The 24,483-nt window shown below is 65.8% G+C and carries 27 protein-coding genes and 1 pseudogene; 9 read left to right on the forward strand and 19 right to left on the reverse strand.

All coding sequences use genetic code 11. The features are described 5' to 3' along the window. The first annotated feature begins 443 nt into the window (after nucleotides 1–443). Nucleotides 444–1,460: a DUF2336 domain-containing protein gene (locus ACWGPT_RS10365; protein ID WP_452605511.1), complete on the forward strand. Its 1,017-nt coding sequence runs from the start codon at nucleotides 444–446 to the stop codon at nucleotides 1,458–1,460. A gap of 30 nt (nucleotides 1,461–1,490) precedes the next feature. Here ACWGPT_RS10365 and ACWGPT_RS10370 read toward each other — a convergent pair whose 3' ends face one another. From ACWGPT_RS10370 to ACWGPT_RS10380, 3 genes are all read right to left on the reverse strand, one after another. Beyond that, nucleotides 1,491–1,838, reverse strand: coding sequence for a DUF1491 family protein (locus ACWGPT_RS10370; protein ID WP_452605512.1), 348 nt, complete (start codon nucleotides 1,836–1,838; stop codon nucleotides 1,491–1,493). Between the two features lie 66 nt (nucleotides 1,839–1,904). After that, nucleotides 1,905–2,903: a peptidoglycan-binding domain-containing protein gene (locus ACWGPT_RS10375; protein WP_452605513.1), complete on the reverse strand. Its 999-nt coding sequence runs from the start codon at nucleotides 2,901–2,903 to the stop codon at nucleotides 1,905–1,907. Beyond that, complete coding sequence (locus tag ACWGPT_RS10380; protein WP_452605514.1) at nucleotides 2,872–4,431, reverse strand: sensor histidine kinase; 1,560 nt, start codon at nucleotides 4,429–4,431, stop codon at nucleotides 2,872–2,874. The genes ACWGPT_RS10375 and ACWGPT_RS10380 overlap by 32 nt, the downstream gene beginning before the upstream one ends. Nucleotides 4,432–4,884: 453 nt before the next feature. Between ACWGPT_RS10380 and ACWGPT_RS10385 the strand changes: the two genes are divergently transcribed. Continuing rightward, entirely contained in the window at nucleotides 4,885–5,325 is a 441-nt protein-coding gene (locus ACWGPT_RS10385; protein ID WP_452605515.1) for a DUF5330 domain-containing protein, read from the forward strand. Between the two features lie 199 nt (nucleotides 5,326–5,524). Beyond that, on the forward strand, nucleotides 5,525–5,947 hold the full coding sequence (locus tag ACWGPT_RS10390; RefSeq protein ID WP_452605516.1) for a SufE family protein: 423 nt from the start codon (nucleotides 5,525–5,527) through the stop codon (nucleotides 5,945–5,947). A gap of 4 nt (nucleotides 5,948–5,951) precedes the next feature. Here the strand turns inward: ACWGPT_RS10390 and ACWGPT_RS10395 are convergent, their stop codons facing one another. From ACWGPT_RS10395 to ACWGPT_RS10440, 10 genes and pseudogenes are all read right to left on the reverse strand, one after another. Then, a complete protein-coding gene (locus tag ACWGPT_RS10395) occupies nucleotides 5,952–6,752 on the reverse strand; it encodes a DUF6456 domain-containing protein (RefSeq protein ID WP_452605517.1) in 801 nt (266 codons plus the stop codon). Beyond that, nucleotides 6,749–7,186, reverse strand: a complete 438-nt coding sequence (locus tag ACWGPT_RS10400) for a helix-turn-helix domain-containing protein (protein WP_452605518.1) — start codon at nucleotides 7,184–7,186, stop codon at nucleotides 6,749–6,751. Before ACWGPT_RS10400 ends, ACWGPT_RS10395 begins: the two co-directional genes overlap by 4 nt. A gap of 223 nt (nucleotides 7,187–7,409) precedes the next feature. After that, nucleotides 7,410–7,838, reverse strand: a complete 429-nt coding sequence (locus tag ACWGPT_RS10405; RefSeq protein ID WP_452605519.1) for a MucR family transcriptional regulator — start codon at nucleotides 7,836–7,838, stop codon at nucleotides 7,410–7,412. Between the two features lie 394 nt (nucleotides 7,839–8,232). Further along, the gene (gene mnhG / locus ACWGPT_RS10410) at nucleotides 8,233–8,574 is read right to left on the reverse strand and encodes a monovalent cation/H(+) antiporter subunit G (RefSeq protein WP_452605520.1); all 342 of its coding nucleotides are present in this window, start codon (nucleotides 8,572–8,574) and stop codon (nucleotides 8,233–8,235) included. Nucleotides 8,575–8,990: 416 nt separating this feature from the next. Continuing rightward, nucleotides 8,991–9,260 (reverse strand): annotated as a pseudogene (locus ACWGPT_RS10415) (cation:proton antiporter); the annotation flags it as partial. After that, nucleotides 9,257–9,733 carry a Na+/H+ antiporter subunit E gene (locus ACWGPT_RS10420; protein ID WP_452605521.1) on the reverse strand — a complete coding sequence of 159 codons (477 nt, stop codon included), beginning with the start codon at nucleotides 9,731–9,733 and terminating at the stop codon, nucleotides 9,257–9,259. The pseudogene ACWGPT_RS10415 and the gene ACWGPT_RS10420, both read right to left, overlap by 4 nt. Next, nucleotides 9,730–11,298 (reverse strand): Na+/H+ antiporter subunit D, encoded by a 1,569-nt coding sequence (locus ACWGPT_RS10425; RefSeq protein ID WP_452605522.1) that lies wholly within the window; start codon nucleotides 11,296–11,298, stop codon nucleotides 9,730–9,732. The genes ACWGPT_RS10420 and ACWGPT_RS10425 overlap by 4 nt, the downstream gene beginning before the upstream one ends. Before the next feature lie 17 nt (nucleotides 11,299–11,315). Beyond that, nucleotides 11,316–11,693 carry a Na+/H+ antiporter subunit C gene (locus tag ACWGPT_RS10430; RefSeq protein ID WP_452605523.1) on the reverse strand — a complete coding sequence of 126 codons (378 nt, stop codon included), beginning with the start codon at nucleotides 11,691–11,693 and terminating at the stop codon, nucleotides 11,316–11,318. Next, nucleotides 11,693–12,112 carry a Na+/H+ antiporter subunit B gene (locus ACWGPT_RS10435; RefSeq protein ID WP_452605524.1) on the reverse strand — a complete coding sequence of 140 codons (420 nt, stop codon included), beginning with the start codon at nucleotides 12,110–12,112 and terminating at the stop codon, nucleotides 11,693–11,695. The genes ACWGPT_RS10430 and ACWGPT_RS10435 overlap by 1 nt, the downstream gene beginning before the upstream one ends. Then, nucleotides 12,109–14,484: a putative monovalent cation/H+ antiporter subunit A gene (locus ACWGPT_RS10440; protein ID WP_452605525.1), complete on the reverse strand. Its 2,376-nt coding sequence runs from the start codon at nucleotides 14,482–14,484 to the stop codon at nucleotides 12,109–12,111. The genes ACWGPT_RS10435 and ACWGPT_RS10440 overlap by 4 nt, the downstream gene beginning before the upstream one ends. A gap of 163 nt (nucleotides 14,485–14,647) precedes the next feature. Between ACWGPT_RS10440 and msrB the strand changes: the two genes are divergently transcribed. Both msrB and ACWGPT_RS10450 read left to right on the forward strand, forming a co-directional pair. After that, nucleotides 14,648–15,058, forward strand: coding sequence for a peptide-methionine (R)-S-oxide reductase MsrB (gene msrB / locus ACWGPT_RS10445; protein WP_452605526.1), 411 nt, complete (start codon nucleotides 14,648–14,650; stop codon nucleotides 15,056–15,058). 80 nt (nucleotides 15,059–15,138) lie between these two features. After that, entirely contained in the window at nucleotides 15,139–15,768 is a 630-nt protein-coding gene (locus ACWGPT_RS10450) for a LysE family transporter (RefSeq protein ID WP_452605527.1), read from the forward strand. 74 nt (nucleotides 15,769–15,842) lie between these two features. On the opposite strand, the gene ACWGPT_RS10455 is transcribed toward ACWGPT_RS10450, so the two are convergent. Beyond that, complete coding sequence (locus ACWGPT_RS10455) at nucleotides 15,843–16,193, reverse strand: ethanolamine utilization protein (RefSeq protein WP_452605528.1); 351 nt, start codon at nucleotides 16,191–16,193, stop codon at nucleotides 15,843–15,845. A gap of 86 nt (nucleotides 16,194–16,279) precedes the next feature. Further along, nucleotides 16,280–17,245 carry a magnesium/cobalt transporter CorA gene (gene corA, locus ACWGPT_RS10460; RefSeq protein WP_452605529.1) on the reverse strand — a complete coding sequence of 322 codons (966 nt, stop codon included), beginning with the start codon at nucleotides 17,243–17,245 and terminating at the stop codon, nucleotides 16,280–16,282. 179 nt (nucleotides 17,246–17,424) lie between these two features. On the opposite strand from corA, the gene ACWGPT_RS10465 reads away from it, so the two are divergent. Further along, a complete protein-coding gene (locus ACWGPT_RS10465; protein ID WP_452605530.1) occupies nucleotides 17,425–17,586 on the forward strand; it encodes a hypothetical protein in 162 nt (53 codons plus the stop codon). Here the strand turns inward: ACWGPT_RS10465 and ACWGPT_RS10470 are convergent. From ACWGPT_RS10470 to ACWGPT_RS10485, 4 genes are all read right to left on the reverse strand, one after another. Next, nucleotides 17,583–18,083 carry an N-acetyltransferase family protein gene (locus ACWGPT_RS10470; protein WP_452605531.1) on the reverse strand — a complete coding sequence of 167 codons (501 nt, stop codon included), beginning with the start codon at nucleotides 18,081–18,083 and terminating at the stop codon, nucleotides 17,583–17,585. The two genes, ACWGPT_RS10465 and ACWGPT_RS10470, sit on opposite strands and share 4 nt — an antisense overlap. Nucleotides 18,084–18,235: 152 nt before the next feature. Continuing rightward, complete coding sequence (trhA, locus tag ACWGPT_RS10475; RefSeq protein ID WP_452605532.1) at nucleotides 18,236–18,904, reverse strand: PAQR family membrane homeostasis protein TrhA; 669 nt, start codon at nucleotides 18,902–18,904, stop codon at nucleotides 18,236–18,238. An 87-nt stretch (nucleotides 18,905–18,991) separates the two neighbouring features. Continuing rightward, complete coding sequence (locus ACWGPT_RS10480) at nucleotides 18,992–19,312, reverse strand: TraR/DksA family transcriptional regulator (protein ID WP_452605533.1); 321 nt, start codon at nucleotides 19,310–19,312, stop codon at nucleotides 18,992–18,994. A gap of 36 nt (nucleotides 19,313–19,348) precedes the next feature. After that, a complete protein-coding gene (locus tag ACWGPT_RS10485) occupies nucleotides 19,349–19,759 on the reverse strand; it encodes a universal stress protein (protein ID WP_452605534.1) in 411 nt (136 codons plus the stop codon). A gap of 198 nt (nucleotides 19,760–19,957) precedes the next feature. On the opposite strand from ACWGPT_RS10485, the gene ACWGPT_RS10490 reads away from it, so the two are divergent. The 3 genes from ACWGPT_RS10490 to ACWGPT_RS10500 all read left to right on the forward strand — a co-directional run bounded on the left by ACWGPT_RS10490 (nucleotide 19,958) and on the right by ACWGPT_RS10500 (nucleotide 24,445). Continuing rightward, complete coding sequence (locus ACWGPT_RS10490) at nucleotides 19,958–20,818, forward strand: VOC family protein (RefSeq protein WP_452605535.1); 861 nt, start codon at nucleotides 19,958–19,960, stop codon at nucleotides 20,816–20,818. Nucleotides 20,819–20,874: 56 nt separating this feature from the next. After that, nucleotides 20,875–22,035: an AI-2E family transporter gene (locus ACWGPT_RS10495; protein WP_452605536.1), complete on the forward strand. Its 1,161-nt coding sequence runs from the start codon at nucleotides 20,875–20,877 to the stop codon at nucleotides 22,033–22,035. Nucleotides 22,036–22,324: 289 nt separating this feature from the next. Continuing rightward, a complete protein-coding gene (locus ACWGPT_RS10500; protein WP_452605537.1) occupies nucleotides 22,325–24,445 on the forward strand; it encodes a S9 family peptidase in 2,121 nt (706 codons plus the stop codon). Nucleotides 24,446–24,483: the final 38 nt, after the last annotated feature.

Here is a 24,483-nt window from a genome sequence, read left to right on the forward strand (position 1 = left end):
GCTTCACCCTTCCCCGAAAGACACCGCTCCCTCCCCCGGGAACTGCGCCTTTCTGGCCGCTACGGTATCAGACCCAGCCCCGCTCAACCACGAGCCGCAGCAATTTTTGGCAGGTCCGCGAAAAGAATCATTTCCCCCCACCCGCTGCGAAACGGGTTCATTCAGCCGATTCTGGGTAAACCATAGGTTAACGACACCGGCGCTCGGCGCATCGGGCCTTACGAGCGGCCTCGAAACACGGGGGGCGTGGCAAAAGGCGCACACCATCAATTTTGAGGGGAAACGTCTCGGCGTGGGACAGATTCACCTGCCATTAACCGTCCCGGGTTACCGTTCGGTTTACCATGACGGTCCGGGTCTGCCGGGAGCGAGGGCAAGTGCCCGCGTCCGGGCGTCGCCGGAGTTTCTGCCGCTACAGTGTATTGCGTAACGTGAGTGTGGCCGTGACGGACCAGTTTCGAGATCTTGAAAGGCCCTCCGCCATGCGCAGGAAGGATGTCGTGCTGATGGCCACGGTGACGAGCTTCGAGGCCCTGCCACATCCGTCGCGAAGCGAACTCAGGCAGTTCGCCGAACTGTTCGGCCCGCTTTTCAGCCAGTCCAGCCCGGAAGCACGCCGCCAGGCGGTCGCGGCACTGTCGCGCTGCCGCACCGTGCCGCCGACCGTCGTCTTCTTCATCGCCAGCCAGCCGATCGCGACATCCGCGCCCTTCCTCGCCTCCTCGCCCTGCCTCGACGACGAGACGCTGATCGCGATCGCGAGGACGCAAGGGGCCGCGCATGCGCGTGCGATCGTGCGCCGCGAGAACCTTTCACCGCGGGTCATCGATGCGCTGGTGAGCCTGCGGCAGGACCAGCCGGCGACCACCCGCGCCAGCGAAAACGCCAAGGTGGAGGATGCGGCCTCGCCTTCCGCCACGGCCGCCCATGAAGCCGAACGCCGCTGGCGCGAGGAGGAACTGCGCCAGCGCATCAAGGCGCTCGCAGCCCATGTCCACCGCATCCACGACGACCGCCTGGGGCTCAGGACCCTGAGCCCGGTCCAGGAGGCGCTCCTGGTCCGCTTTGCCCGCAGCCGCGACGGCGGCATGTTCGCAAGCGTGCTGGCCGACAGCCTGTCGAGCAGCCGCTGGCTTGCCGAACGCATCCTCCTCGACATTTCCGGCCAGCAGCTGGCGACGACGCTCAAGGCGCTCGCCATGGAGCGGACGGACGCGGTGCGGGTGCTCGAGCGCTTCTATCCCCACCTTGCCGACCCGGCGAACGAGACATCGCGGGTCGAGCTTCTCTGGGACAGCCTGGACGCCGACGAATGCGGCCGCCGCGTCGAAGCCTGGCGTCGCGCCGACGGTTACGCCAACCGCGAGAGCGAGCTTGCCGGTCAGTCGGGACAGGACGCGCCGGAAAACCGCCCGTTACCCCGCCCGCTGCGTTCGCGGACGGTGCTGCGCCAGGCGTAAACGATCGGGCCGGGTCGATGGCCTGACAGATCAGCCAGGATCGACGACGTCGAGCAGACCGTCGATATCGTCCACTTCCACTTCCACCACCCAGAGATCGCCGTCGAAGCGCCGTTCGCGCTCCAGGAGTTCGGAGACGCGGGCAGGCTCCTGCCGGTCCAGGCGCTTCTCGAAGCGGCGGTCGGAAGCGTCCTCGGCATCCTCGAAGACATTCTGCGGTGCCGGCCCGTAAAGCGTTTCCGTGCCGTCGCGGAAGTGCTGGCGGACGAAGACGGCGCCCGCCTCCTCGGCCCCCTTGTGCTCCACGGCGGCAAACCCGCCGGCGGAAAAGACGCGCCGCATCAGGGCGGAAACGAAGATGTCGGAGCGGATACGCATGGGTTATCCCCGGGTAATGGCCGGTCATGGCCGGGAGCGCGCTGGTGGTCCGCCGCCCGGCAGGTGTCAGAGCGCGCCGATCGATCTCAGCTTCTTCAGCACCAGTTCGTTCGGCTCGCCGGTCTCGGGAAGCCGGTAGTGCTTTTCGAAGCGACGGATGGCCGCCTTCGTCTGGCTGCCGGCAACGCCGTCGACGGCGATGTCGGTATAGGCGATGTTCGACAGGCCGCGCTGGATCTGGATCACCAGGTCGCCGGATGCGGGAATGGCGGTGGCCAGTTCGCCGGCGGCGGACGGACGGGCCGGCGCGGAGCGGGCGCCGCTGCGCCCCTCTTCGGCCGCGCGGATCGCCGCGGCGACCGGATCCTCGATCGTCGGGCTAACGTCTTCCCGCGGACGCATGGCCGGGACGGCGACGACGTTCGGCGAAGGCGAGCCTGCGGACACGGGCATCGCCACCGGCGCGGAAGGGGCCGGTGAAGCGGGGGCGGCATCGAGCGGGGCACCCAGGGGGGCACCAAGAGCGGCGAGAAGTTCGGGCGTCGGCTGGCCCGTCTGCGGCAGGCCTTCGGCCTCCTCGAAGAACAGGATGGCGGCCGTCGTCTGCGGGCCGACCAGCCCGTCGTCGGCGCCCTGGTAGAGGCCGCGGCGGATGAGCTGGCGCTGCACCTCGGCGACGAGTTCGCGCGGCGGGACGGAGGTCGCGGCGGGAGACACGGGTTCCGGCGACCGCGAGGTCGTGGCGGCTGCCGGGTCCTCGCGGGCGATGCGGAAGGTCGTCATCTCCTGCGGCGGCACTGGACGGGCCGGACGAAAACCGGCAATGCCGTTCGGATCGTCGGGATCGCGGGTCGCGAGGAAGGGCGCCGGATGGGTATAGGGCTGGTACCAGAGCGCATTGGCGGCGACGAAGCCGAAGACGACCGCAAAACCGGACACGCCGAAGACCAGCCGGGGGTGACGCGCCGCCACCCGCCCGGTTGCCTGGAAGATCCGGGTCAGGACACCTGGTTCCTGGACCTTCTTCTTCCTGTCAGGCGATTTTCGCTTTCGCGGCGTCGTCATTGCGAATGTCCTGTACGTCCTTCATGGTCGATGGGGTGGTATTGCGCAGGCGTGGTGGAAACTCCACCGAAGAGCCTTCTCCCGCTTCGCCCGGGGCTGCAATTCCGCGGCCGTCGGCGGGAAGCGTCACGGTGATCACTGTCCCCTCGCCGGCCGTGCTCCTGATATGCAGCCGTCCGCCGTGCAATGCAACAAGTCCCTTCACCAGCGCGAGGCCGAGCCCGGTTCCCTCGTACTGGCGCGTGATGCCGTCCTGGACCTGCATGAAGGGCCGTCCGAGGAGTTCGAGCTTGTCGGCGGGGATACCGATGCCGGTATCGCTGACGGTGAGCACGAAGTCGCTGCCGGCCTGCGTGGCGTCGATGGTGACGATGCCGCCGTCGCCGGTGAACTTAATGGCGTTGCCGGCCAGGTTGATCAGCACCTGCTTGACGGCGCGGCGGTCGGCGACGACCTCGCCGAGGCCCTTGGCGGTGCGCGCCGTGAGGGTGACGCCCTTGCCCCTTGCCTGCAGGTCGAGCATGGCACGGCAGGATTCCACGACGTCGGCGATGGCGAAGGGCTCGGCCAGCAGTTCGTAATGGCCGGCCTCGATCTTGCTCATGTCGAGCATGGTGTTGACGATCGACAGGAGATGCGCGCCCGACTGGCGGATCAGGCCGACATATTCCTTCTGGCGGTCGGTTTCGAGCCGGCCGAAATATTCGCCGGCCAGCACATCCGAGAAGCCGAGAATGGCGTTGAGCGGCGTGCGCAGCTCATGGCTGACGGCGGCGAGGAAGCGCGACTTCGACTCGTGGGCGGAGCGGGCTTCCGAGATGCGCTCGGCAGCCTCGCGGCGGAGCGCCTCATCAGCGGAAATGTCGCGCAGCTGGGCGAAGACGGCGGCGAGTTCGCCGTCCGCGTGGCGCAGAGCCGTCAGTTCAAGGCCGAGATGGAGGAACTGGCGTCCCTCTGACGCGCTGTAGGGACCCTGGACGCGCACCGCCGCGGAAGCGGACCCGGCACCCTGGCGAAGCGTGTCGAAGGCATGAACGAGGGCGATGCGGTCGGAGACGTGGACGAGTTCGGCGAGGCGCTGACCGCAGGGCTGCTGCAGCGCGGGCGGGAAGCTCTTGCGGTCGCGACCGCCGCATTTCGTCACCACGCCGCGGCTGTCGAGCATGAGCGAGAGGCCCGCGCAGGCATCGAAGACCAGCGTTTCCATGGCATCGGGGGCGGCCACAACAGCCGGCGTGCGGACGCAGGCGAAGGTTGCCGCGACGAGCGCCAGGAAGACGGCGGCGACGAGCGTCGCGCCGACCGGAATGGCGAGAGAGGTGGGCAGGACGAGGGTAAGGACGGCAGGCGCCGCGAGCGCGCAGGCGACCGCACCGAGAACCATCATGCGCAGAAGATACACGTCGCGCACGCGGCTTTCGCGCGGCTGCCCGAGGCCGTCAAGCCAGCGGGCGGCGATCCGGTCGATCTCCGCGACCGCCCCTCCAGCGATGTCTGCAACTGTGCGCACGCAATACCCTGACGCCATTTGATACAGCCCGACCTTACTGCCGGCCGGCTTAAGGAAAGTATAAAACAAGGGGCTCCCGGCCACCCCCCGGGACCCCGATTTCCCGATTTGGAACGCATTCCGCCGAGCAATTCCCGTCGTGGTTAACGGGGCGTAAGCGACGGAATTGGTTGCATTTTTCAGATCACGTTAACGATTGTGGCGACACCGGGCGGCAAAACCCCCGGGAACGCCGCAGCCCGGCCGCCATTATGCTTAACGATGCAGCGCAGGATTTGCGACGAATGCTCCAGGCCGATGTCCGAAGCGGGGAATAGATCGCATTTTAGATAAATTCCTCGAAAATTGTCGGACCCGCGTCAAAGGCCGATTCGCTTCTCGCGGCTAGGTTGGCTTCAAGACCGGGAGCGACCCGGCGGCCCAGGTGTGTTCAAGGGCATTCACGGGCATTTACGGGTGGTGGACAGGAACATGTGGTTCGTTATCAAGACCGGTATGACATTCGCGATGGTGCTGGTGGGCCTTTCCTACTTCAGCGGCCGGCCGGCCGAAGAGGTCGCCGGCAGCCAGCAGATCGAGATGCAGGACGCCGTCTCGGCCGCCGCCCAGGCCTACCAGTATCTCAGCGCCATCTGCATCGAGAAGCCGCAGGTCTGCGAGAAGGGCGCGGAATCGCTGACCGTTCTCGGCCAGCGCGCCAAGGAGGGCGCCCGCGTCGCCTTTGAACTGCTTGACCAGCAGTTCGCCGACGAGACCCCGGCGGTCGCAGCCGTCGCCGATCCCCAGCCGATGCCGGAAAAGCCGCTCACCACTGCTTCCACCCGGCCCGTCGCCGCCCCGACCGATGCCCCGACCGACGCCGCGCCTGCCGCAGGCGTGCCGGTTCCGATGAAGCGCCCGGCCCAGAACTAGCGCAGTACTAGCGCCAAGCTCGGCCATTCGAATTTCCCTCCTTGCGCCGCAAACCAGCCTTCCCGGCTCCGGCGCCGGACTGCCTGCCCAGCTTCAGCCCTTACTGAGCCGTGAGGTTTAACGCCTCACGGCCTTTTTTCTGTTCACCCGGGGACCGATCATCCCTATATGCGTGGCAAGACAAGGATGGAGCATTTCCATGGCGACGCTCGAGCAGATCATCGACGACTTTGCCTTCCTCGACGAGTGGGAGGACCGCTACCGGTATGTCATCGAACTGGGCAAGGCCTTGCCGGAACTGCCGGAAGACAAGCGCACCCCCCAGAACAAGGTCCATGGCTGCGCCAGCCAGGTCTGGCTCGTCAGCCATCCGGAAGACGGCAGCGCCGACCCTGTCCTCACCTTCGAAGGCGATTCCGACGCCCATATCGTACGCGGCCTGGTGGCGATCGTGCTCGCCGTCTATTCCGGCAAGCGCGCATCCGAGATCGCCAGCACCGACGCGATCGAGATCTTCGACCGCATCGGCCTGGTGGAGCATCTGTCTTCGCAGCGCGCCAACGGTCTGCGCTCCATGGTCAATCGCATCCGCGACGAGGCGCGGCTGAAGACGGCCGCCTGACGGTTCACGGCCTGGAGAGCGGCGGACGGTAGCCGTCCGTTCCCCAATGGTGGCTCCTGCGGGGCTGCGAGACCGGCGGCGCGTAATGGCGGGCGAGCGCCTGCAGGGCCGCCCGCAGCATCAGCTTGGCGGAGCGCGCCGGCCACTGCCGCTCCCGCTCCACCGTTTCCAGGCCTTTCTCGAAGCAGCAGACATCCACGGCGACACCGGATAGTTCCGGCCCCATGGCCTCGATGGCGCGCGAGAAGCGCTCGCGGGCGGCAATGGCGCAGTCGGCAAGGTCCGCCTGCCCGCCGGCCTGGCGCTTGCCACGGCTGGAAAGCCGAGGCTCCCAGCGGGCGGTGACGCTCTGACGCAGTTGGGCGCGATGGAAGTCCGACAGGAGCCGCTCGCCGGCTGCCCGCGCCTCTTCCGGGAAGAAGTCCTCGCCGGACCGATCCTTGAGACGGGCGAGCAGCGAGAGCGGCGATTCGGCGAGGTTGCGGCGGACGGGCTGGCGCCGCCCCTCGTATTCCACCGACTGTCCGACCTCGATCCGGTGCTGCCCGGCAAAGCCGTCGTCGGGCAGCATGGCGCGGCGCAGGAAGGGCGCTGCCGCATCGGTCGCCGCCACCCGGCTGCCGCTGCGGGAAAGGAGCCCGTGGCTTTCGGCGCGCGCCACCACGGCGGCGGAAAAGGTTCCGGCATCCTCGCCCAGATGAAGCGTAGCGCCCTCACCGGCGGTCATTTCGCAGGGGCCGCGCAGCAGGCGGCGGAGCAGGCGAAGGAGTTCCCGCCGCTCGGTCTTCGTCCAGTCATTGGTCATGGCCGACCCTCTGGCCGACCCTCATGGCCGGCGACCTCCAGGGTTCCGAAGACGGCGACGACGATCCGCTCCACGGCGGTGATGAAGTCATCGAAGACGGGATCGTCGCGGCGATCCTCGACCACGTGGCAGGCATGGCGGACGGTGGTGCGGTCGCGGCCGAAGGCCTCGCCGATATCGGTCTGCGAGATCCTCAGCGCCACATGACAGACATACATGGCGATCTGCCGGACATGGCAGGCCATCCGGCGCCGGTCGCGGCGGATGAGCACGCGGTCGCCGAACAGCAGGACCATCTCCCCCACCAGTTGGCGGACGATGCGGCAGGTGGTCTTCAGCGGGGCGGAATGAATGGTGTGCGGAGGCCAGCGGACCTCCACCGGCGGCAATGGCGGACCGGCGGCAACGGCGTGGAATTCTCTTTCGGATGACATGACAACTCCCTCGATAGGAATTTATTCATACATCCGTAATCAGAGGCGGGGATATGAAATTTATGCGGCCGCCGGATCCGTCTCTGATTTCAAACGGTATTTTCGTCGCAGCGCGACGCGCATATGTGAATTTCTTCCTCTCTCCATCCCCGCATACCCGCAAAAAGAAAGGGCCAGACGCGAGGCGTCCGGCCCTTTGAAATGCAGTCAGTCGAGCTTCGGCTTACTTGCCGCGCTTGCGGCGCTGTCCGAGGCCCATCTGCTTGGCGAGACGCGAGCGGGCTTCCGCATAGGCGGGTGCCACCATCGGGTAGTCGGCGGGGAGGCCCCACTTCTCCCGGTATTCCTCGGGCGTCATGTTGTAATGGGTCATCAGGTGCCGCTTCAGCGACTTGAACTTCTGTCCGTCCTCGAGGCAGATCAGGTAATCTTCCTCGATAGACTTCTTGATCGGCACGGGCGGCTTCGGCTTTTCCGAAACAACAGCAACCGGCGCCGGGGCCGAGGTGTTGCTGAGGGCCGCGTGAACGTCCGAAATGAGGTGGCTCAATTCGCCCACCGGAACTACGTGATTGCTTACATAGGCCGCGACGATATCTGCCGTCAGTTCGACCAGAAGGCTGTCTGCCTTGGTCGGTGCCACATCAGTCATAGGACGTCTCCTGTCTTTTCTTATTGTTGGAGTGGCGCGTTGTGGAAAGCCGCGCCACATGAAGATTCTCAATGTCGCCAGAGACGAGGCACCCGAAGATGCCCGCTCATCCGCGGCCCGAACCGCAGTAGAGCTTGAACGCACTGCAGAAAGAAGCAACGGAACCCGGCCGGAAAACCTAGCGATTGGGAATGCCTCGTCTCCGCACCGGAGACACGCATCTTTCAAGCAAGCATCACGCTTGGCTGATATTCACGTACCACCAAGTAAACGGAAATTCAAAGAACTAAGTTCAGTCTTGGGGAAGTTTTTCCGATTTTACCACAAGTCGAGCGGACCCTGTGAACTTTTGTCACATGCAGACTGCGACAATTTTCCCCTGAATCTTGTGGCGCTAAACCTTTTCTTCGTCTTTTCGCATGTCGTCCTGAACCGAGATATCCGATAGCGGATAACCGGTGTCATGCGCGGCCTTGGCAAGAAGATGCGCCGAGACGGGGGCCGTGAGCACGAAGAAGAAGAAGCCGGCCAGCGAACGCGCCAGAATGGCGATGTCGGCGGCATGTATCCCGACCGCGATCAGCATCAGCGCCGAACCGACGGTGCCGGCCTTGGAGGCCGCATGCATGCGCGAGTAGAGATCGGGAAAGCGGTTGATGCCGAGGGCCGCCGCAAGGACGAAGATGGCGCCGACGAAGATCAGCGCGGCGGTGACGAGCGCGAGCAGGATTTCCATCACGGCGTCTCCTTCTTTGCCGGCTTTGCCGGCCTTGCGGGCTTGACGGGCTTGACGGCCTTGGCTGTCTTGGCTGGCTGGACAGGCTCGGCGGGCGTGGCCGTTGTGGCAGGCTTCACAGTCCTGGCGGGCTTTGCGGCCGCCTCCGGCTTCCTGCCCTTGCGCGCGCCCTCCGCTGCCGCCGTCTCGGCGACGACCGCAGCCTTGCCGGCGGCCTTGGCCTTGGCGATCTTCACCTTGGCGGCACTCGCCTTCGTCTGGTCGGCCTTGCGCAGCACGGGTTTGGCGGGTGCCGGCTCTGCGGCAGGCGCGGGAGCCAGCGGGGCGGGCTCAGCCAAGGTCGCCTGCGGCAAGGGTTGGGGCAGCGATCGGGGACGGGGGTCGGGCGGCGAGCCGTCCTCCCCTCCCCGCAGCTTGCGCGACAGGATGAAGCGGGCGAAGGCGACGGTCGCGAGGAAGCCGACGAGACCGAGCGAAATGGCGATGTCGATATAGAGCGTGTAGCCGGTGCGGATGGCGATCAGCGCGATGAAGCCCATGACGATGCCGACCAGCATGTCGAGGGCGATGACCCGGTCCGGCAGCGTAGGCCCCTTGATGACGCGCCACGCGGTGAGCAGGAAGGAAATCCCGAGAACGATAAGGCCGGCATGGACGGCGAACTGGGTGATGGACTGGCCCGTCATCGGCGGAAGGTCTCCAGTATCTTGCGTTCGAAGCCGTCGGCGATGTCGCGACGCGTGGCTTCCGAATCGGCGCAGTCGATCGCATGGACATAGAGCGTCTTGCGGTCGGCGGAGACGTCGACGGACAGCGTGCCGGGGGTCAGCGTGATCAGGTTGGCGAGGAGGGTGATCTCGAAGTCGCGCGTCACCGTCAGCGGAAAGGCGAAGATGCCCGGCTTCAGCTCCAGCCGCGGGCTGAACACCATGACGGCGACCTTGTAGGCCGAAAGCGCCAGTTCCTTGAGGAAGAGGACGAGGAGCGAGAGGCCGGAGCGGACACGCTTCCAGTAGTCCTTCTCCTTCATCTCTCCCCGCACGATCCACAGCGCGGCGGCCGACAGGAAGAAGCCGAAGACGAGGTTGAGCACGGTGGCGCTGCCGGTGACGGCGACCCACACGAAGGCGAAGAGCAGGTTGAGGGCAAAGATCGTCATTCAGCACCTCCCGCCGGGAAGACCGACTCGATGTAGGCGGCCGGATCGGCGAGGCCTGCAGCCGCGCCCTGGGTGAGGCTCACCGGGACCTCCGGAAAGACGCCGAAGAAGAACAGCAGGGCGACGAGGCCGGCAAGCGGCGCCGTTCGCTGCCAGACCCCCGGCGAGGACGGAACCTCGAGCGCGCCCTCCACGGGGCGCGGACGCCAGAAGGCGAGCAGGAAGACGCGACCCAGCGCGAGCGTCAGCAGGAAGGCGGAGACGAGGATCGCCGCCGAGAGCCACCAGGCGCCGATGTCGAGCGCGGCCTTCAGGAGCACGATCTTCGGCCACAGGCCCGAGAAGGGCGGAAGGCCGGCGGCCGCGAAGAAGACGACGAAGGCGGCGGCGGCGAGCCAGGGCGCCTGGCGATAGATGCCGCCCAGCGTCTGCAGCGACCAGGAACCGCCGACCCGGGCCGCCTCCCCGACGAGAAGATAGAGCGCCGTCATCGCGATGATCGAGTGCAGGGCGTAGAGGATCGCGCCGCCGGTGCCGGCCGTGCCGCCGATGGCGATCCCGGCCATGACATTGCCGATGCCGGCGATGACGGCAAAGCCCGCCATGCGCCTCAGGTCGTTCTGGGCGAGCGCGCCCACCGCCCCGACGATCATCGTCAGCGCGGCCGAGACGGCGATGACGAGGCTGAGTTCCTCGCGCTGCAGCGGGAACAGCATGACCATGACGCGGATCATCGCGTAGACGCCGACCTTGGTGAGAAGGCCGCCGAAGAGCGCCGCCACGACGATGCGGGGGGTGTGATAGGAGGCCGGCAGCCAGAAATTCACCGGGAAGGCCGCCGCCTTCATGGCGAAGGCGAGGATGAACAGCGCGCTCAGCGTGACCAGCGGCGCCGTGCCGGCGTGGGCGCCGGCCTGGCGGGCGATATCGGCCATGTTGAGCGTGCCGAAGATCGCGTAGAGATAGCCGACCGAGATCAGGAAGAGCGTGGTCGCCATCAGGTTGAGGATCGCGTATTTCAGCGCGCCGTCGATCTGCCGGCGTTCCGAACCGAGGATCAAAAGGCCGAAGGACGAGATCAGCAGGATCTCGAACCAGACATAGAGGTTGAAGATGTCGCCGGTCAGGAAGGCGCCGGTGACGCCGGCCATCAGCATCATCAGCAGCGGGAAGAACCCGTAGCGGCGGCCCGTCGAATCGATGTCGCGCAGCGCGTATATGCCGGCCGCGAGCGCCACCAGCGCCGAGACGAAGGCCATCAGCGCGCCCAGAAGATCGGCGGTGAAGGAGATGCCGAAGGGCGGCAGCCAGCGGCCGGCCGTCATGGTGAAGGGCCCGTGATGGGCGACGCGCCAGAGCAGCATGGCGTCCAGCAGGACGAGGGCGACCAGGCCCGGAATGGCGATCCAGCCATGCAGGTTCACCCTGTGGCGCACCATGACCAGGATGGCGCCAAGCCCGATCATCAGGCCCATGGGGGCGATGACCAGCCAGTCGGCAAGCGGCGTCGGCGCCATGATGAGCGCGGCGGAAAGATCAATCGGGGCAGTCGTCGGGGCAGCCATCGCGTCAGCCTATCCTGTCAGTAACCGAGCGGCGGGAGCGGCTCGTTCTCCGGTTCGGCAAGCCGCATCTCGTCGGTATTGTCGGTGCCAAGCTCCTGGTAGCCGCGATAGGTGAGCACGAGCAGGAAGCAGAAGAAGGAGAAGGAGATGACGATGGCCGTCAGGATCAGCGCCTGCGGCAACGGGTTCGCCGTCGTCATCGGCAGGACGTCGGTCCCCGGCAGGATGATCGGCGGCACTTCCCGGGTGATCCGGCCGGCTGTGAAGAGAAGAAGGTTCACCGCGTTGCCGAAGATGGCGATGCCAAGCAGGATGCGGACGCTGTACTTGGACTGCATGAGGTAGATGGCGGCGGAGAAGAAGACGCCGATCAGGATCGCAAAGATCGCTTCCATCAGTCGGTCTCCCTTTCCTCGAGCGCGAGCGCGATCGACGAGATGGCGCCCACGACCACGAAATAGACCCCGACGTCGAAGGAGATGACGGTGGCGAGCGGAACCTCCACGCCGAACAGGCTCGGATAGATCCAGAGGCCCGTCATGAAGGGCATGTCGACGAAGAGCGACAGGAAGCCGGAGAGCGTCGCGATCAGCAGTCCGAAGCCGGCGAGCGCCAGCGGGTGGAAGTAGATCGCCCGCCGCACAGCCGACACACCGTAGGCGATGCCGTAGATGGCGAGCGCTGAGGCCGCGATCAGTCCGCCGATGAAGCCGCCGCCCGGCTCGTTATGGCCGCGCAGGAGCACGAAGATGGAGAAGACCAGCATCAGGGCGGTGATCGGCGGCGCGACGGTGCGCAGGATGATCGTGTTCATGGACGTTCCCCCTCCCCGGCGGTTCCGGTGGCCGTGCCCGTCGTATCCGGAAGGGTGTTGCGCACCCGCACGCGGATGAGCGCCAGGACGGCAAGGCCGGTGATCATCACGACGGAGATTTCGCCGAGCGTATCGGTGCCGCGGAAATCGACGATGATGACGTTAACGACATTGGCGCCGTGGGCGATGATCTTGGAATAGGCGTTGAAGAATTCGGTGAGCGCGGTGTTGAACGGCAGCTGCGTCACCTTGATCAGCAGCAGCGTGAAGCCGAGGCCGCAGGCGATGGCGATCACCGCGTCGAGGAGCATCTGCCAGAAGGGGCGATGATCGCGCGGCGAAAGCCTTAGCCTCGTCATGACCAGCGCGAGGATGACGACCGACAGGGTCTCCACCATGAACTGGGTGAAGGAGAGGTCGGCCGCCCCGAAGAGCAGGAAGATGACGGCGACCGCAAAGCCCTGAATGCCGAGCGAGACGATCGCGGTCAGGCGATCGCTGGCGCGCAGCACCGCAAAGACACCGACCAGAGCCAGTATGAAGAAGGTCCATTCCTGGAAGAGGACGCCGGTCGGCCATGCGGGCATGTCCGGCAGTTCGCCGTAGACGATGGCAGGCACCAGCAGGGCTGCCGCCACGAGGATGAAGCTGACGGTGATGTAGATCTCGAGCCGGCCGGGCTGGATGACGCGGGTGATCGCGACGGAAACGCGGACGATGCCGGAGACGACGTGGTCGAAGCCGCGATCCGGGCCGCTGCCGATGGCGGCGAGCAGGCGCACCATCATGTCGCGGGCGAGATCGAGCTTGCGGTAGATGAGGATGCCGAGCACGACGGTGACGACCGACAGCAGGAGCGGCACGCCGAAATGCGGGATCGTCGAGATCTCGACCATGCGCGGCTCGCCGGCGACGGCGCTTGCCATGGGGGTCGAGATGAAGCGGTGGGCGACGCCGGACAGGATGCCGCCGAGAAGGCCGAGGGCTGCGAGCAGCGCCGGGCCGATCCACATGAGGAGCGGTCCCTCATGCGCATGCTTCGGCGTTTCCACATGCGGCCCGAGGAAGGGCTTCAGCGCCACGGCGAAGGCGACCGCGAACATCAGGGCATTGGCGGCAATCGCCACCAGCGTGAATACGATCGAGCGGATGTCGCCATGGGCGAGCGCGTAGTAGATCTCCTCCTTGGCGAGGAAGCCGATAAAGAGCGGCACGCCGCCCATCGACAGCGCTGCGAGAAGGGCCGCCGCGAAGGTGATCGGCATTGCGTTCCTCAGCCCGCCGAGCTTCGTCACGTCACGGGTGCCCGCTTCGTGGTCTACGAGGCCCGCCACCATGAAGAGGGCGCCCTTGAAGAGGGAGTGGGCCACGAGATAGAGGACCGCCGCCTCCACCGCATGCGGAGTGTCGAAGCCCGTCAGCATGACGAGCAGGCCGAGCGAGGCCATGGTCGTATAGGCGAGCATCAGCTTGAGGTCGGTCTGGCGGATCGCCAGCAGCGTGCCCGCGACCAGCGTGACCCCGCCGAAGAAGGGCAGCAGGATTTCCCAGGCGGCCGTGCCACCCATGACCGGGTTCAGCCGCATCAGGAGATAGACGCCGGCCTTCACCATGGTGGCGGAGTGCAGGTATGCGGAAACCGGGGTCGGGGCTTCCATGGCGTTCGGAAGCCAGAAGTGGAAAGGGAACTGCGCCGACTTGGTGAAGGCGCCGCCGAGCAGGAGAAGCAGGGCCGCCAGGTAGAACGGGCTGTTGCGCAGGGTATCGTCGACGTTGACGAGAAGCGACAGCTGGGTGACGCCCGTCATGTTCCACAGGAAGATCAGGCCGGCGAGCAGCGACAGGCCGCCGATCCCGGTGACCACCAGCGCCTGCAGCGCGGCGCGGCGCGCCGCTTCCCGCTCGTGATCGAAGCCGATCAGCAGGAAGGAGGTGAGCGAGGTCAGCTCCCAGTAGACGAAGAGCATCAGGAAGCTGTCGGAAACGACCAGCCCGAGCATCGCGCCCATGAACAGAAGAATGAAGCAGAGGAAGCGGCCCTGCTGCGGATGACCCTTCATGTAGCCGCCGGAATAGAGCACGATCAGCGTGCCGATGCCGGTGATCAGTAGCGCGAAGGTGAGCGACAGGCCGTCGAGGAACCAGGAGAAGGAGAGATTGAGGCTGGGAACCCAGGCATAGCCGCCGGTGACGACGCCGCCATCGGCTATCTCGGGCAGGTATGTCAGGAAGTGGAGGAAGGCGAAGAAGGGCGCCAGCGCGAGCACCCAGGATGCCGTGTGACCCAGCCTGCCCACCGCAGCCGGCGCGAGAATGGCGGCCATGAATGGCAGCAGCAGACAAAAGAACGTCAATGCCGTCGGATCGGCCATTTCGTCTCCCGTTATTCGCGGATCGCCCCCAGCGGACGTAAGCCTTAACCCCCTTAGGACAAAGAATCCCCTGTCTCAAGACATTAACGGCATACCCACAGTTAGTTGAGGCTTTTACCAACGGTCGATGCAACCTATCTTTAGTCGAAGAAAGGTGCACCCCATGACAGAGACGACGACACCGCGGATGAACAAGACCGAGGCCGAGTGGCGCGAGCAGCTGACCCCGGAGCAATACCGGATCCTGCGCGAGCACGGCACCGAGCGGCCGTTTACCGGGCCCTACTGGGACAGTACCGAGAAGGGCCTCTACCGCTGCGCGGCCTGCGACGAACCGCTCTTCGTGTCCGATACGAAGTTCGACGCCGGCTGCGGCTGGCCGAGCTATTTCGAGCAGGTGAAGCCGGGCGCCGTGACGGAGCATCGCGACGTTTCCTACGGAATGGTGCGCACGGAGGTGCGTTGCGCCAATTGCGGCGGCCATCTCGGCCACGTCTTCCCGGACGGCCCGCCGCCGACCGGGCTGCGCTACTGCATCAACGGCCACTCGATGGTGTTCGAGCCGATTGAGTAACAGGCGCATTTTCCGGGGCCCGCGATGGCACATTGCGGGCCGACCGGCGTTAGAGGCGATGTCCAGGGAAGGATATGCCGATGACGCAGGAGCTTTACATCGTCGCCACCACGCTGACGCTCTACGCGATCGCGGTGGCGAGCCCCGGCCCCAACTTCGCGCTGGTGTCGCGGCTCGCGATCTCCGGCTCCCGCCGGGCGGCGACGTCGGCAACCTTCGGGCTCGCGCTGGCGGCCACCTTCTATGCCGTGCTGACGATGACCGGGCTTGCGCTCGTCCTGTCGCAGATCGGCTGGCTCGCCACCCTCATCCAGATCGCCGGCGGCTGCTACCTCGTCTATCTCGGCCTGAAGGCCTGGTTCGCCGAGACACCGCTTGCCGCCGGGAACGGGGATCCGGTCTCGCCCGGCGCGGAAATGGCGCGGGGATTCCGCATGGGGATCATCGTCAACCTGTCGAACCCCAAGGTGATCACCTTCTTCGTCAGCCTCTACGCGGTGACCGTCCCGCCGGACACGGCGCTCTGGGCGAAGCTCGCAATCCTTGCGGGCGGCTTCATGCTCGAGCTCCTCTGGTACGGGATGGTGATCCTTCTCCTGTCGACGGCGCCCGCGAGGCGCGGCTATCAGCGCTTCGGCCGCTGGATCGAGCGGTTGATCGGGACGGCGCTGGCCGCCTTCGGCGTGCGGCTGGTGGCGGAGAAGCTCTGAACCGCGCGAGACCGCCGGAAAATCCCCCGTCATTTAAGGGGTATTTCCGTGACCTCCTTGGAAGACCCGCGAGATCAGCCGCGCGCCTCCTCCCAGTGCGGATAGGTGACGTAGGCGGTGACGGCCCCCTCCTCCAGCGAGCGGATGGTGATCGCCTCCCCCTTCGGCATGTAGACGACCTCGCCGGGGCCGGCTTCCAGCGACACGCTCGGGGTCGAGACCGCGAGGCGGCCTTCCAGGACGATCATGGTGTCGTCCACCGCCATCGTCTCCTCCAGCGTCTGGAACGGGCCATAGCGGCCGAAGCCGATGGTGACGGGGCCGCCATGGCGCTGGTCGACCATGTTGGCGACGAAGATGTCGGCCTCCTGTCCCGGCGAACGTCGGAACGGCGCATCGGCGACTGCGAACTTCTGCAATTCCATCGGTATCTCCCAAAGTCGACAAGCAAGACCTGCCAAACGTCGCAGACGGGCGGAAGTTCATCCGCACCGTCAGGAAGGCGCGAAGATCACAACCAGCCGGTCTTCCTGAAGCTGTAATAGAGTAGCCCGCAGAGAACGGCGATGACGGCGAGCACGACATAGTAGCCGTAGGGGCTCCCCACGCCCGGCATGTTGGCGAAGTTCATGCCGTAGATGCCGGCGATCGCGGTCGGCACGGCGAGGATCGCCGCCCAGGCGGCGAGCTGGCGGGTGATCACGCCCTGCCGCTGCTGTTCCAGGAGGTTGGAGGTCTCGAAGACGGAGGTGATGACTTCCCGCAGCCCGCCGACCATTCCCGCCACCCGGCTGACGTGATCGTGCACGTCGCGGAAATAGGGCCTGGCGTTCACGTCGATGCAGGGAAGATCGAGATTGACGAGCTTGCTGGTGACGTCCGACATCGGCCCCAGGATGCGCCCGAAGAGGATCAGCTGCCGCCGCAGCCGGAACAGCCGGCGGATCTGCTCGCGCTCCAGGAAGGAGGCCAGCATGTGCTTTTCCATCTTCAGCACCCTGTCCTCGACCTCCTGCACGACTGGAAGGTAGCCGTCGACGATAAAATCGAGGATGGCGTGAAGGACGTAGTCCGGGCCCTGGGCGAGAAGGGTCGGCGAGGATTCAAGCTGGGAGCGCAGTTCGGTATGGTCGCGCACCGACCCGTGCCTCACGGTGATGATGTGCTTTCGCCCGACGAAGATCGCCGTTTCCCCGTAGCGGATCTTGTCGCGTTCGAGATGGGCGGTCTTGGCGATGACGAACAGCTGGTCGCCATAGACCTCGACCTTCGGCACCTGGTGGGCCTTAAGCGCGTCCTCGACTGCCAGCGGGTGCAGCCCGTAGGTCTTCGCCAGCCCCTCGATCTCGTTCGCAACCGGCTCCAGCAGGCCGATCCAGACGAAATCGTTCGTATCCAGTTCAGGGGGAGGACGGTCGGCCGTAACGGGCTCGCCGCGCCGTCCATTGCGGTACACGAACGAGGCGATGACAGGCATGATGATCCTTTCAGGCGGAACGACCGAGCGGGAAGATAGGACAGGCGCGCGCCCTTCCAAGCCCACCCGCCGTCACCTGCGGCGGCGCGACCGCCGTCCTGCGATTTGGGCTGGGCATCGCATGAGAGAAGCCTTAACTTCGCCCGCGCAAGAGACGAGCCACACCCGCAGGGAGCAAGATGTCCAACGTCGTCCAGTTCAAGAAACCGCCGCAGCCGCAGGAGCCGAAAAAGCCCAATCCCGGGCTGCGCAAGCTCGTCACGGCGATCGCCGTCATCGCCGCGTTCGCCCTTGCCTGGGCCTATTTCCAGTATGCGGGCGGTGGCGCTGCGCCGCTCTAGAGCTTGAGTTCCAGGCAGGTGAGGTCGAGCCAGCGGCCGAACTTGGTGCCGACTTCGGAAAACGTCCCGACATTGCGGAAGCCGAGGCTCTCGTGCAGCCGGATCGAGGCGGCATTGCCGGCCTCGACGCAGGCGATCATCACGTGAACGCCGCGCTCGCCGGCAACCCGGATCAGCGCCCGCATCATGTCGCGGCCGAGCCCGGCGCCGCGATGGTCCGGGTGCACGTAGACGGAATGCTCGACGGTATGGCGGAAGCCGTCGAAGGCGCGCCAGTCGCCGTAGGAAACGTAGCCGGCCACCTCACCGTCCAGATCGGCGACAAGGACCGGGAAATTGCGCGCCCCGCGGGCCTCGAACCAGGCCCGACGATTGGCGAGGTCCACCTGGGTGTCGTTCCAGATCGCCGTCGTGTTGGCCACCGCGTCGTTGTAGATTTCCAGAATGGCGGGAAGATCGGCCTCGGTCGCGTCGCGGATGATGGGGGCGGATGTCATGGGAGCACTCGTCTCTTGCGGGATCGCCTGTGGCGGGATCGTCCGATGCCGGATCGTCCCTTTTGATTACCGGGCACGGGCACGGCTGTCCATTGCCGGCGCGGCGGCCGACGAGAGGCGGAAGCGGACCGGGGTGGTCACCGGAGTGGCGCCTAGAAGCCCGTACCGGACAGGCTGAAGCTGGTGAGGACGGCGCCATAGTGCACCGCTGAGGCGGCGACGACGAAGGCGTGCCAGATGGCGTTCTGGAAGCGCAGCCGCTCCCAGACATGGAAGACGACGCCGAGCGAATAGATGATGCCGCCTGCGACGATCAGCCAGACGGTGACGGCCGGCAGGTAGCTGGAGATCGGCACCGCGACGATGACGCCGCTCCAGCCCATGGCGAGGTAAAGGAGGATCGCCAGCCGGTCGTAGCGGCCGGGGAAGAGGCATTTCAGGGTAATGCCGCCGATCGCCGTCGCCCAGATCGCGACGAGCATGAAGAGGATCAGCGGGTCATGGACGCCCCGCTCGAGGAAGGGGGTGTAGGTGGCGGCGATCAGCACGAAGATCGCCGAATGGTCGAGGCGGCGCAGCACCCACTTGGTGCGCGTATGCGGCCAGATATTGTAGGTGAACGAGATCGACAGGCAGAGAAGCAGGCCGAGGCCGTAGACCCAGGCGGCGGCGATCTCGCCGAGGCTCGCCCACAGGGTGGCGTAGAAAATCAGCGCCGTGACGCCGATCAGCGCCAGCACGATCCCGATGCCGTGGACAATCCCGTCGGCAACGATCTCGTGGAAATCATACTTCCTTCCGAAGTTGAAGAACTCGGTCATGCAATCCTCGCGGCACCAGTGCGACCAAGATGATCGCTCCTTCGCCGCGAGGCAAGAGGCTGTTGATTCAAAAAGAATTTCAACCTGTCAAAGAGCGGCCGCGCAGGTCTTGCAGAAGGGCGTGTGCGGCACGGCGTCGAGGCGCTCCGCGGAGATCGGCCCGCCGCACCTGACGCAGGTCCCGAAGGTGCCGGCGGAGATGCGCTCCAGTGCCGCGTCGATGGCGGCGAGTTCCTTCTGACCGGCCTCGCCCAGTTCCTCCAGGACCTCGTCATTGTTGCGCTCCAGCGCGCGGTCGTCGTCGTCGGGATTGCGCGGCTGCTCGAAATCCTCCTCGATCCTGTGCAGGCGTTTATTCAGTTCGCGCTGCCGCTCGGTGAGAATGGCCCTGTACCTTGCGATGTCCATCGGTCGAAATCCTTGTCTTGTTCCTGCGTTTCGGATTCAGCGGTCCACGAGCACCGAGCACTGGGCGTGGCGCACCACGCGGTCGGCCGTGGCGCCGAGGAAGTAGTTGGAGAGATCAGGGCGGTGCGAGGCGAGGACGATCAGGTCTGCCCCGTGATCGGCCGCGGCGTCGAGAAGCTGGCGCGCGGGCGGTCCCTGGCGTACTTCCACCTCTGCGTCGAGGCCGTGCCTGCGGCGCAGCGCCTCCAGCGTCTCGCCCGCCTCGCGCCGGGCATCGAGCGGAATGCTGGGCGGGACCTCGGCAATGATGTAGCCGGGCAGGTCCTCCACGACGCTGACCAGCACGATCCGCCCTCCCTCCCGCAGCAGTTCCATGGCGCGCGGAACGATCCGGTCCGCCTTCTCGATGGCTCCGACGTCGACCGCGACGATGATGGTGCTGTACATGACGGACTCTCCCTGAGCGTGCCGCTCATGCGGCCCTGCCATTCCTTCGCGTTTTGCGGCATCCCGCATTGATCCCGATCAACGCCGCGGCGACGATCGTCAATGATTTCTGAACGACGCGTCTACGATTGGTGCTCTTTATTGAACGGCATACACTCGCCATAATTGGGAAAGACAATCGCATGCAGGAGACTTCCCATGACCGAAGGCACGCCCTTTGCCCTTACCACGCCCGCCTTCGTCGACCATGTGGACCTGGTCGTCGGTGATCTTCCGCGCATGTCTTCATTCTACCAGCACGTCGTCGGGCTCTCGGTCCTGGAAGAGGAACCCGGCCGCGCGGTGCTTGGCGTTTCCGGACGCCCGCTCCTCACGCTGACGGAACGCCGCGACGCGACGCCCGCGCCGAAGACGGCAGCCGGGCTGTTCCACATCGCCTTCCTGGTGCCGAGCCGCGCGGACCTTGCCCATTGGCTCGCCCATGCGGCCGAGCTGAACCTTCGCCTCGAAGGGGCATCCGACCACCTCGTCAGCGAGGCGCTCTATGTGTCCGATCCGGAGGGCAACGGGATCGAGATCTACCGCGACCGCCAGCCGGAGGACTGGGACTATCACGACGACGGCATGGTAGAGATGGCGACGGAGCGGCTGGACCTGAAGGACCTTCTCTCCGAGGCTCCGGAAAGGCCGTTTACGGGAATGGCGGCCGGAACGGCGATCGGCCACATCCACCTCCAGGTGGGTGACGTCGCGGAAGCGGAGGGCTTCTACCGCGACATTCTCGGCATGACGGTGATGGCGCATTATCCCGGCGCAAGCTTCATGGCGACCGGCGGCTATCATCATCACGTCGCCGCCAATGTCTGGAACAGCCGCAGGGCGGAGCCCCGGCACGGGACCATGAGGGGGCTTTCCGGCTACCGCCTGCACTATAACGATGCGGCGAAGCTGGAGGCCACGCTCGCGGCGCTCGGGCAGAGCCAGATTCCGGTGCGCCAGACGGCGTCCGGCTTCGCGATCAGCGACCCGTGGAACATCGGCATCACGCTTTCGACATGAGGTCCGGAACCGGTGCTGCCGCCGTGCGTTGACGGCGCGCACCGGGGACCCGACAAATGGCGACGTCAGACACCAGCAACGGCCGCAAGCCGAAGAGAACAGCCGCAGACCTCGCCGTCGCGAAGACCGAGACCGCGAGGATCGAGGACGAGGCGGATCCGACCGAATTCTCCTCGCTCGGGCGGGCGGCACTGGAAGTGGCCGCCAGCTGGGCCGTCATCGGCATTTTCTGCCTGCTCGGCGTCGCGGTCATCTCCTACATGAAGCTGTTGCTGATCCCGATCACGCTGGCGATGGTCGTGGGCATCATCCTCGGCATGGCCGCCGAACGGCTGGGGGAACTCGGCGTGCCGCGCTTCGGCATCGCGCTTACCCTCTCCTCGGCGGTGGCCGGAACGCTCCTTCTCATCGCATACGCGCTTGCCGAGCCCATCGCCTTCTTCATCAACAGCGGCCCGGACCTTGCCCGGCAGACGATCGACCGCATCCTGCCCTACCTCGAACGCATCGAATGGCTGAACATCAGCGCCGCGACCTTCGAGACCGGCCCGATGTCGATGGAAAAGCTCCTGGAAAACAGCAGCAGCGTGCTGGCCATCCTCAGCGCCAGCCTGGCGCCCGCCATCGTCCAGGCACTGATCTTCTTTGCGGCTCTCCTGCTCTTCCTCTACGGCCGGGCCCGCCTGCGCCGGACCGTCATCATGGCCTTCCCGCAACGCCGCCAGAGGCTGGTGGCGATCCGCGTCCTCAACTCGATGGAAGAAGTGCTCGGCTATTACTTCGCCACGGCCTCGATGCTCTATCTCGGGCTCGGCGTGTCGATGACCGTCATCGCCTATCTCGGCGGGCTTGCGGCGCCGGTGATGTGGGGGCTCTTCGCCTTCATCTCGAGCTTCATCCCCTATCTCGGCATCACGCTGATGACCTTCGCGATCGCGCTCGGCGGCGTGCTGACCCACGACACACTGTTCCTCGGGCTCGCGCCGGCCGTCGTCTTCTTCCTCGTCCACCTGATCATGGAGAACCTGATCTTCCCGGCCGTCATGGGGCGCCAGTGGGAGATCAACCCCTTCCTGGTGTTCATCGCCATCCTCTTCTGGACCTGGCTCTGGGGTGCGGTCGGCGCCATGCTCGCGCTGCCGCTGTCACTGATCGCCATGACCATCGCCCACGAACTCTTCCCGGACCGCAAGACCGTGCCCCACCTGCCGGGGTGAGGCACGGAGCGAAAGCGAAGGACGCGACCGGAGGGCATCCCTGCGGGTCTACAGCTCTCAACGAGGCCCGTGCTCTAAGGACCCGATATCTGGTCCTTGAACTCGATATCCAGGCCTGATCCCCGATATCGAGCAACAAGCTGGCATCGTCCGACGAAGCCCATGCTTGCTGCAACGTCCTCCCCCACTGCCCCTGAAGTCAGCTAAGTCTCGGGCGCCGCCTTGCCCCGCGGCGGCGGGGCGCCTATCTCTGGGGCTCTTCCCTCTCAGCAAAATCCGGAGCGCCTCCTTGGTTTCCCGCAAGCCCCTCTTCCACAATCTCCCCTCCCCGCCCGTCGCCAAGAAGAAGCCGGTCGGCGATACGCGCCACGGGATCGCCCGCACCGACGACTATGCCTGGATGCGGGCGGAGAACTGGCAGGCGATGTTCAAGGATCCGAGCCTGCTGGACCCGGAACTGCGCGCCCACCTGGAGGCCGAGAACGCCTACATGGAAGCGGCCATGGCCGACACCAAGGACCTCCAGAAGACGCTCTTTGCCGAGATGAAGGGCCGCATCAAGGAGGATGATTCCTCCGTGCCGATGAAGGACGGCCCCTTCGCCTACGGCACCGCCTACGTGACCGGCGGCGAGCAGCCGCGCTATTTCCGCATTCCGCGCGACGCGGACCACAGGGACGAGAGCCAGCGCAAGCTCCTCCTCGACGGCGACCGGGAGGCTGCCGGCAAGGACTATTTCCGCCTCGCGGGGCTCGACCACAGCACCGACCACCGGTTCGGCATCTGGGGCTATGACGACAAGGGATCGGAATATTTCACGCTTCGCATCCGCGACCTGGAAACGGGCGAGGACCTTGCGGACGTGATCGAGAACACCGGCGGCGGCGGCGCCTGGGCGCCCGACGGGAAGAGCTTCTTCTATACGCTGCAGGACGAGAACCACCGGCCCTCGAAGGTCTTCCACCACATCGTGGGACAGCCGCAATCGCAGGACCGCCTCGTCTACGAGGAGAAGGACCCGGGCTTCTTCATGGGGGTCGGCGGCTCGCTGCTGGACGACTTCATCTATATCGACGTGCACGACCACGAGACATCGGAATACCGGCTCATCCCCACCGGCGACCTTTCCGCCGAACCGGTCGTGGTGGCCGAACGGGTCGAAGGGATCGAATATTCGATGACGGAGGGCGGCGACGTCTTCTACATCCTCACCAATGACGGCGGCGCCAAGGATTTCAAGATCATGGAGGCGCCGGTTCATGCACCGGGCAAGGAGAACTGGCGCGAGGTCGTCGCCCATGAACCCGGCCGGCTGATCCTGTCGCACATGGCCTATGCCCGCCACCTCGTCTGGCTGCAGCGCAAGGACGGCCTGCCGCAGATCGTCGTCCGCGACCGCAGGACGGGGGAGGAGCACGCCATCGCCTTCGATGAGGAGGCCTATTCGCTCGGGCTGCAGGGCGCGGCGGAATACGAGACGGACGTGATCCGTTTCTCCTATTCCTCCATGACCACGCCGAGCCAGCTCTTCGACTACAACATGGCGACGCGCGAGCGGGTGCTCCTGAAGACGCAGGAAGTGCCGTCCGGCCACAACCCCGACGACTACGTGACCCGCCGGGTGATGGCGCCGGCGCATGACGGCGAACTGGTGCCGGTCTCGCTTCTCTACCGCGGGGACACGCCGCTCGACGGCACGGCACCCTGCCTGCTCTACGGCTACGGCGCCTATGGCATCACCATCCCGGCAAGCTTCTCCACCAATGCGCTGTCGCTCGCCGACCGCGGCTTCGTCTATGCGATCGCCCATATCCGCGGCGGCAAGGACAAGGGCTTCACCTGGTACGAAGACGGCAAGATGGAGAAGAAGGAGAACACCTTCCGGGACTTCATCTCGGCCGCCGACCATCTGGTGAACGAGGGCTTCACCTCCTACGAGAACATCATCGCCGAAGGTGGGTCCGCCGGCGGCATGCTGATGGGGGCGATCGCCAACATGGCGCCGGAGAAGTTCGCCGGCATCATCGCCGCCGTGCCCTTCGTCGACGTCCTCAACACCATGCTCGACGACACCCTGCCGCTGACGCCGCCGGAATGGCCGGAATGGGGCAATCCGATCGATTCGGAAGAGGAATACCGCTGGATCGCCGCCTATTCGCCCTATGACAATGTCGCGGCCCTGCCCTACCCGCCGATCCTGGCGATTTCCGGCCTGACCGATCCGCGCGTCACCTACTGGGAGCCGACGAAGTGGATCGCCAAGCTGCGCGAGAAAGCGCCCGAGGCCGGTCCCTATCTCCTGAAGACCAACATGGCGGCCGGGCACGGCGGCAAGTCGGGGCGGTTCCAGCGGCTCGAGGAGATCGCCTTCGAATACGCCTTCGCCATCAAGGTGGCGGGGAAGATGTAGGCCAAAGGGGGGCGCAGATCGCCCCCCTTCCTTTTTAG

This window comes from Pseudorhizobium sp. NPDC055634, from assembly GCF_053618655.1.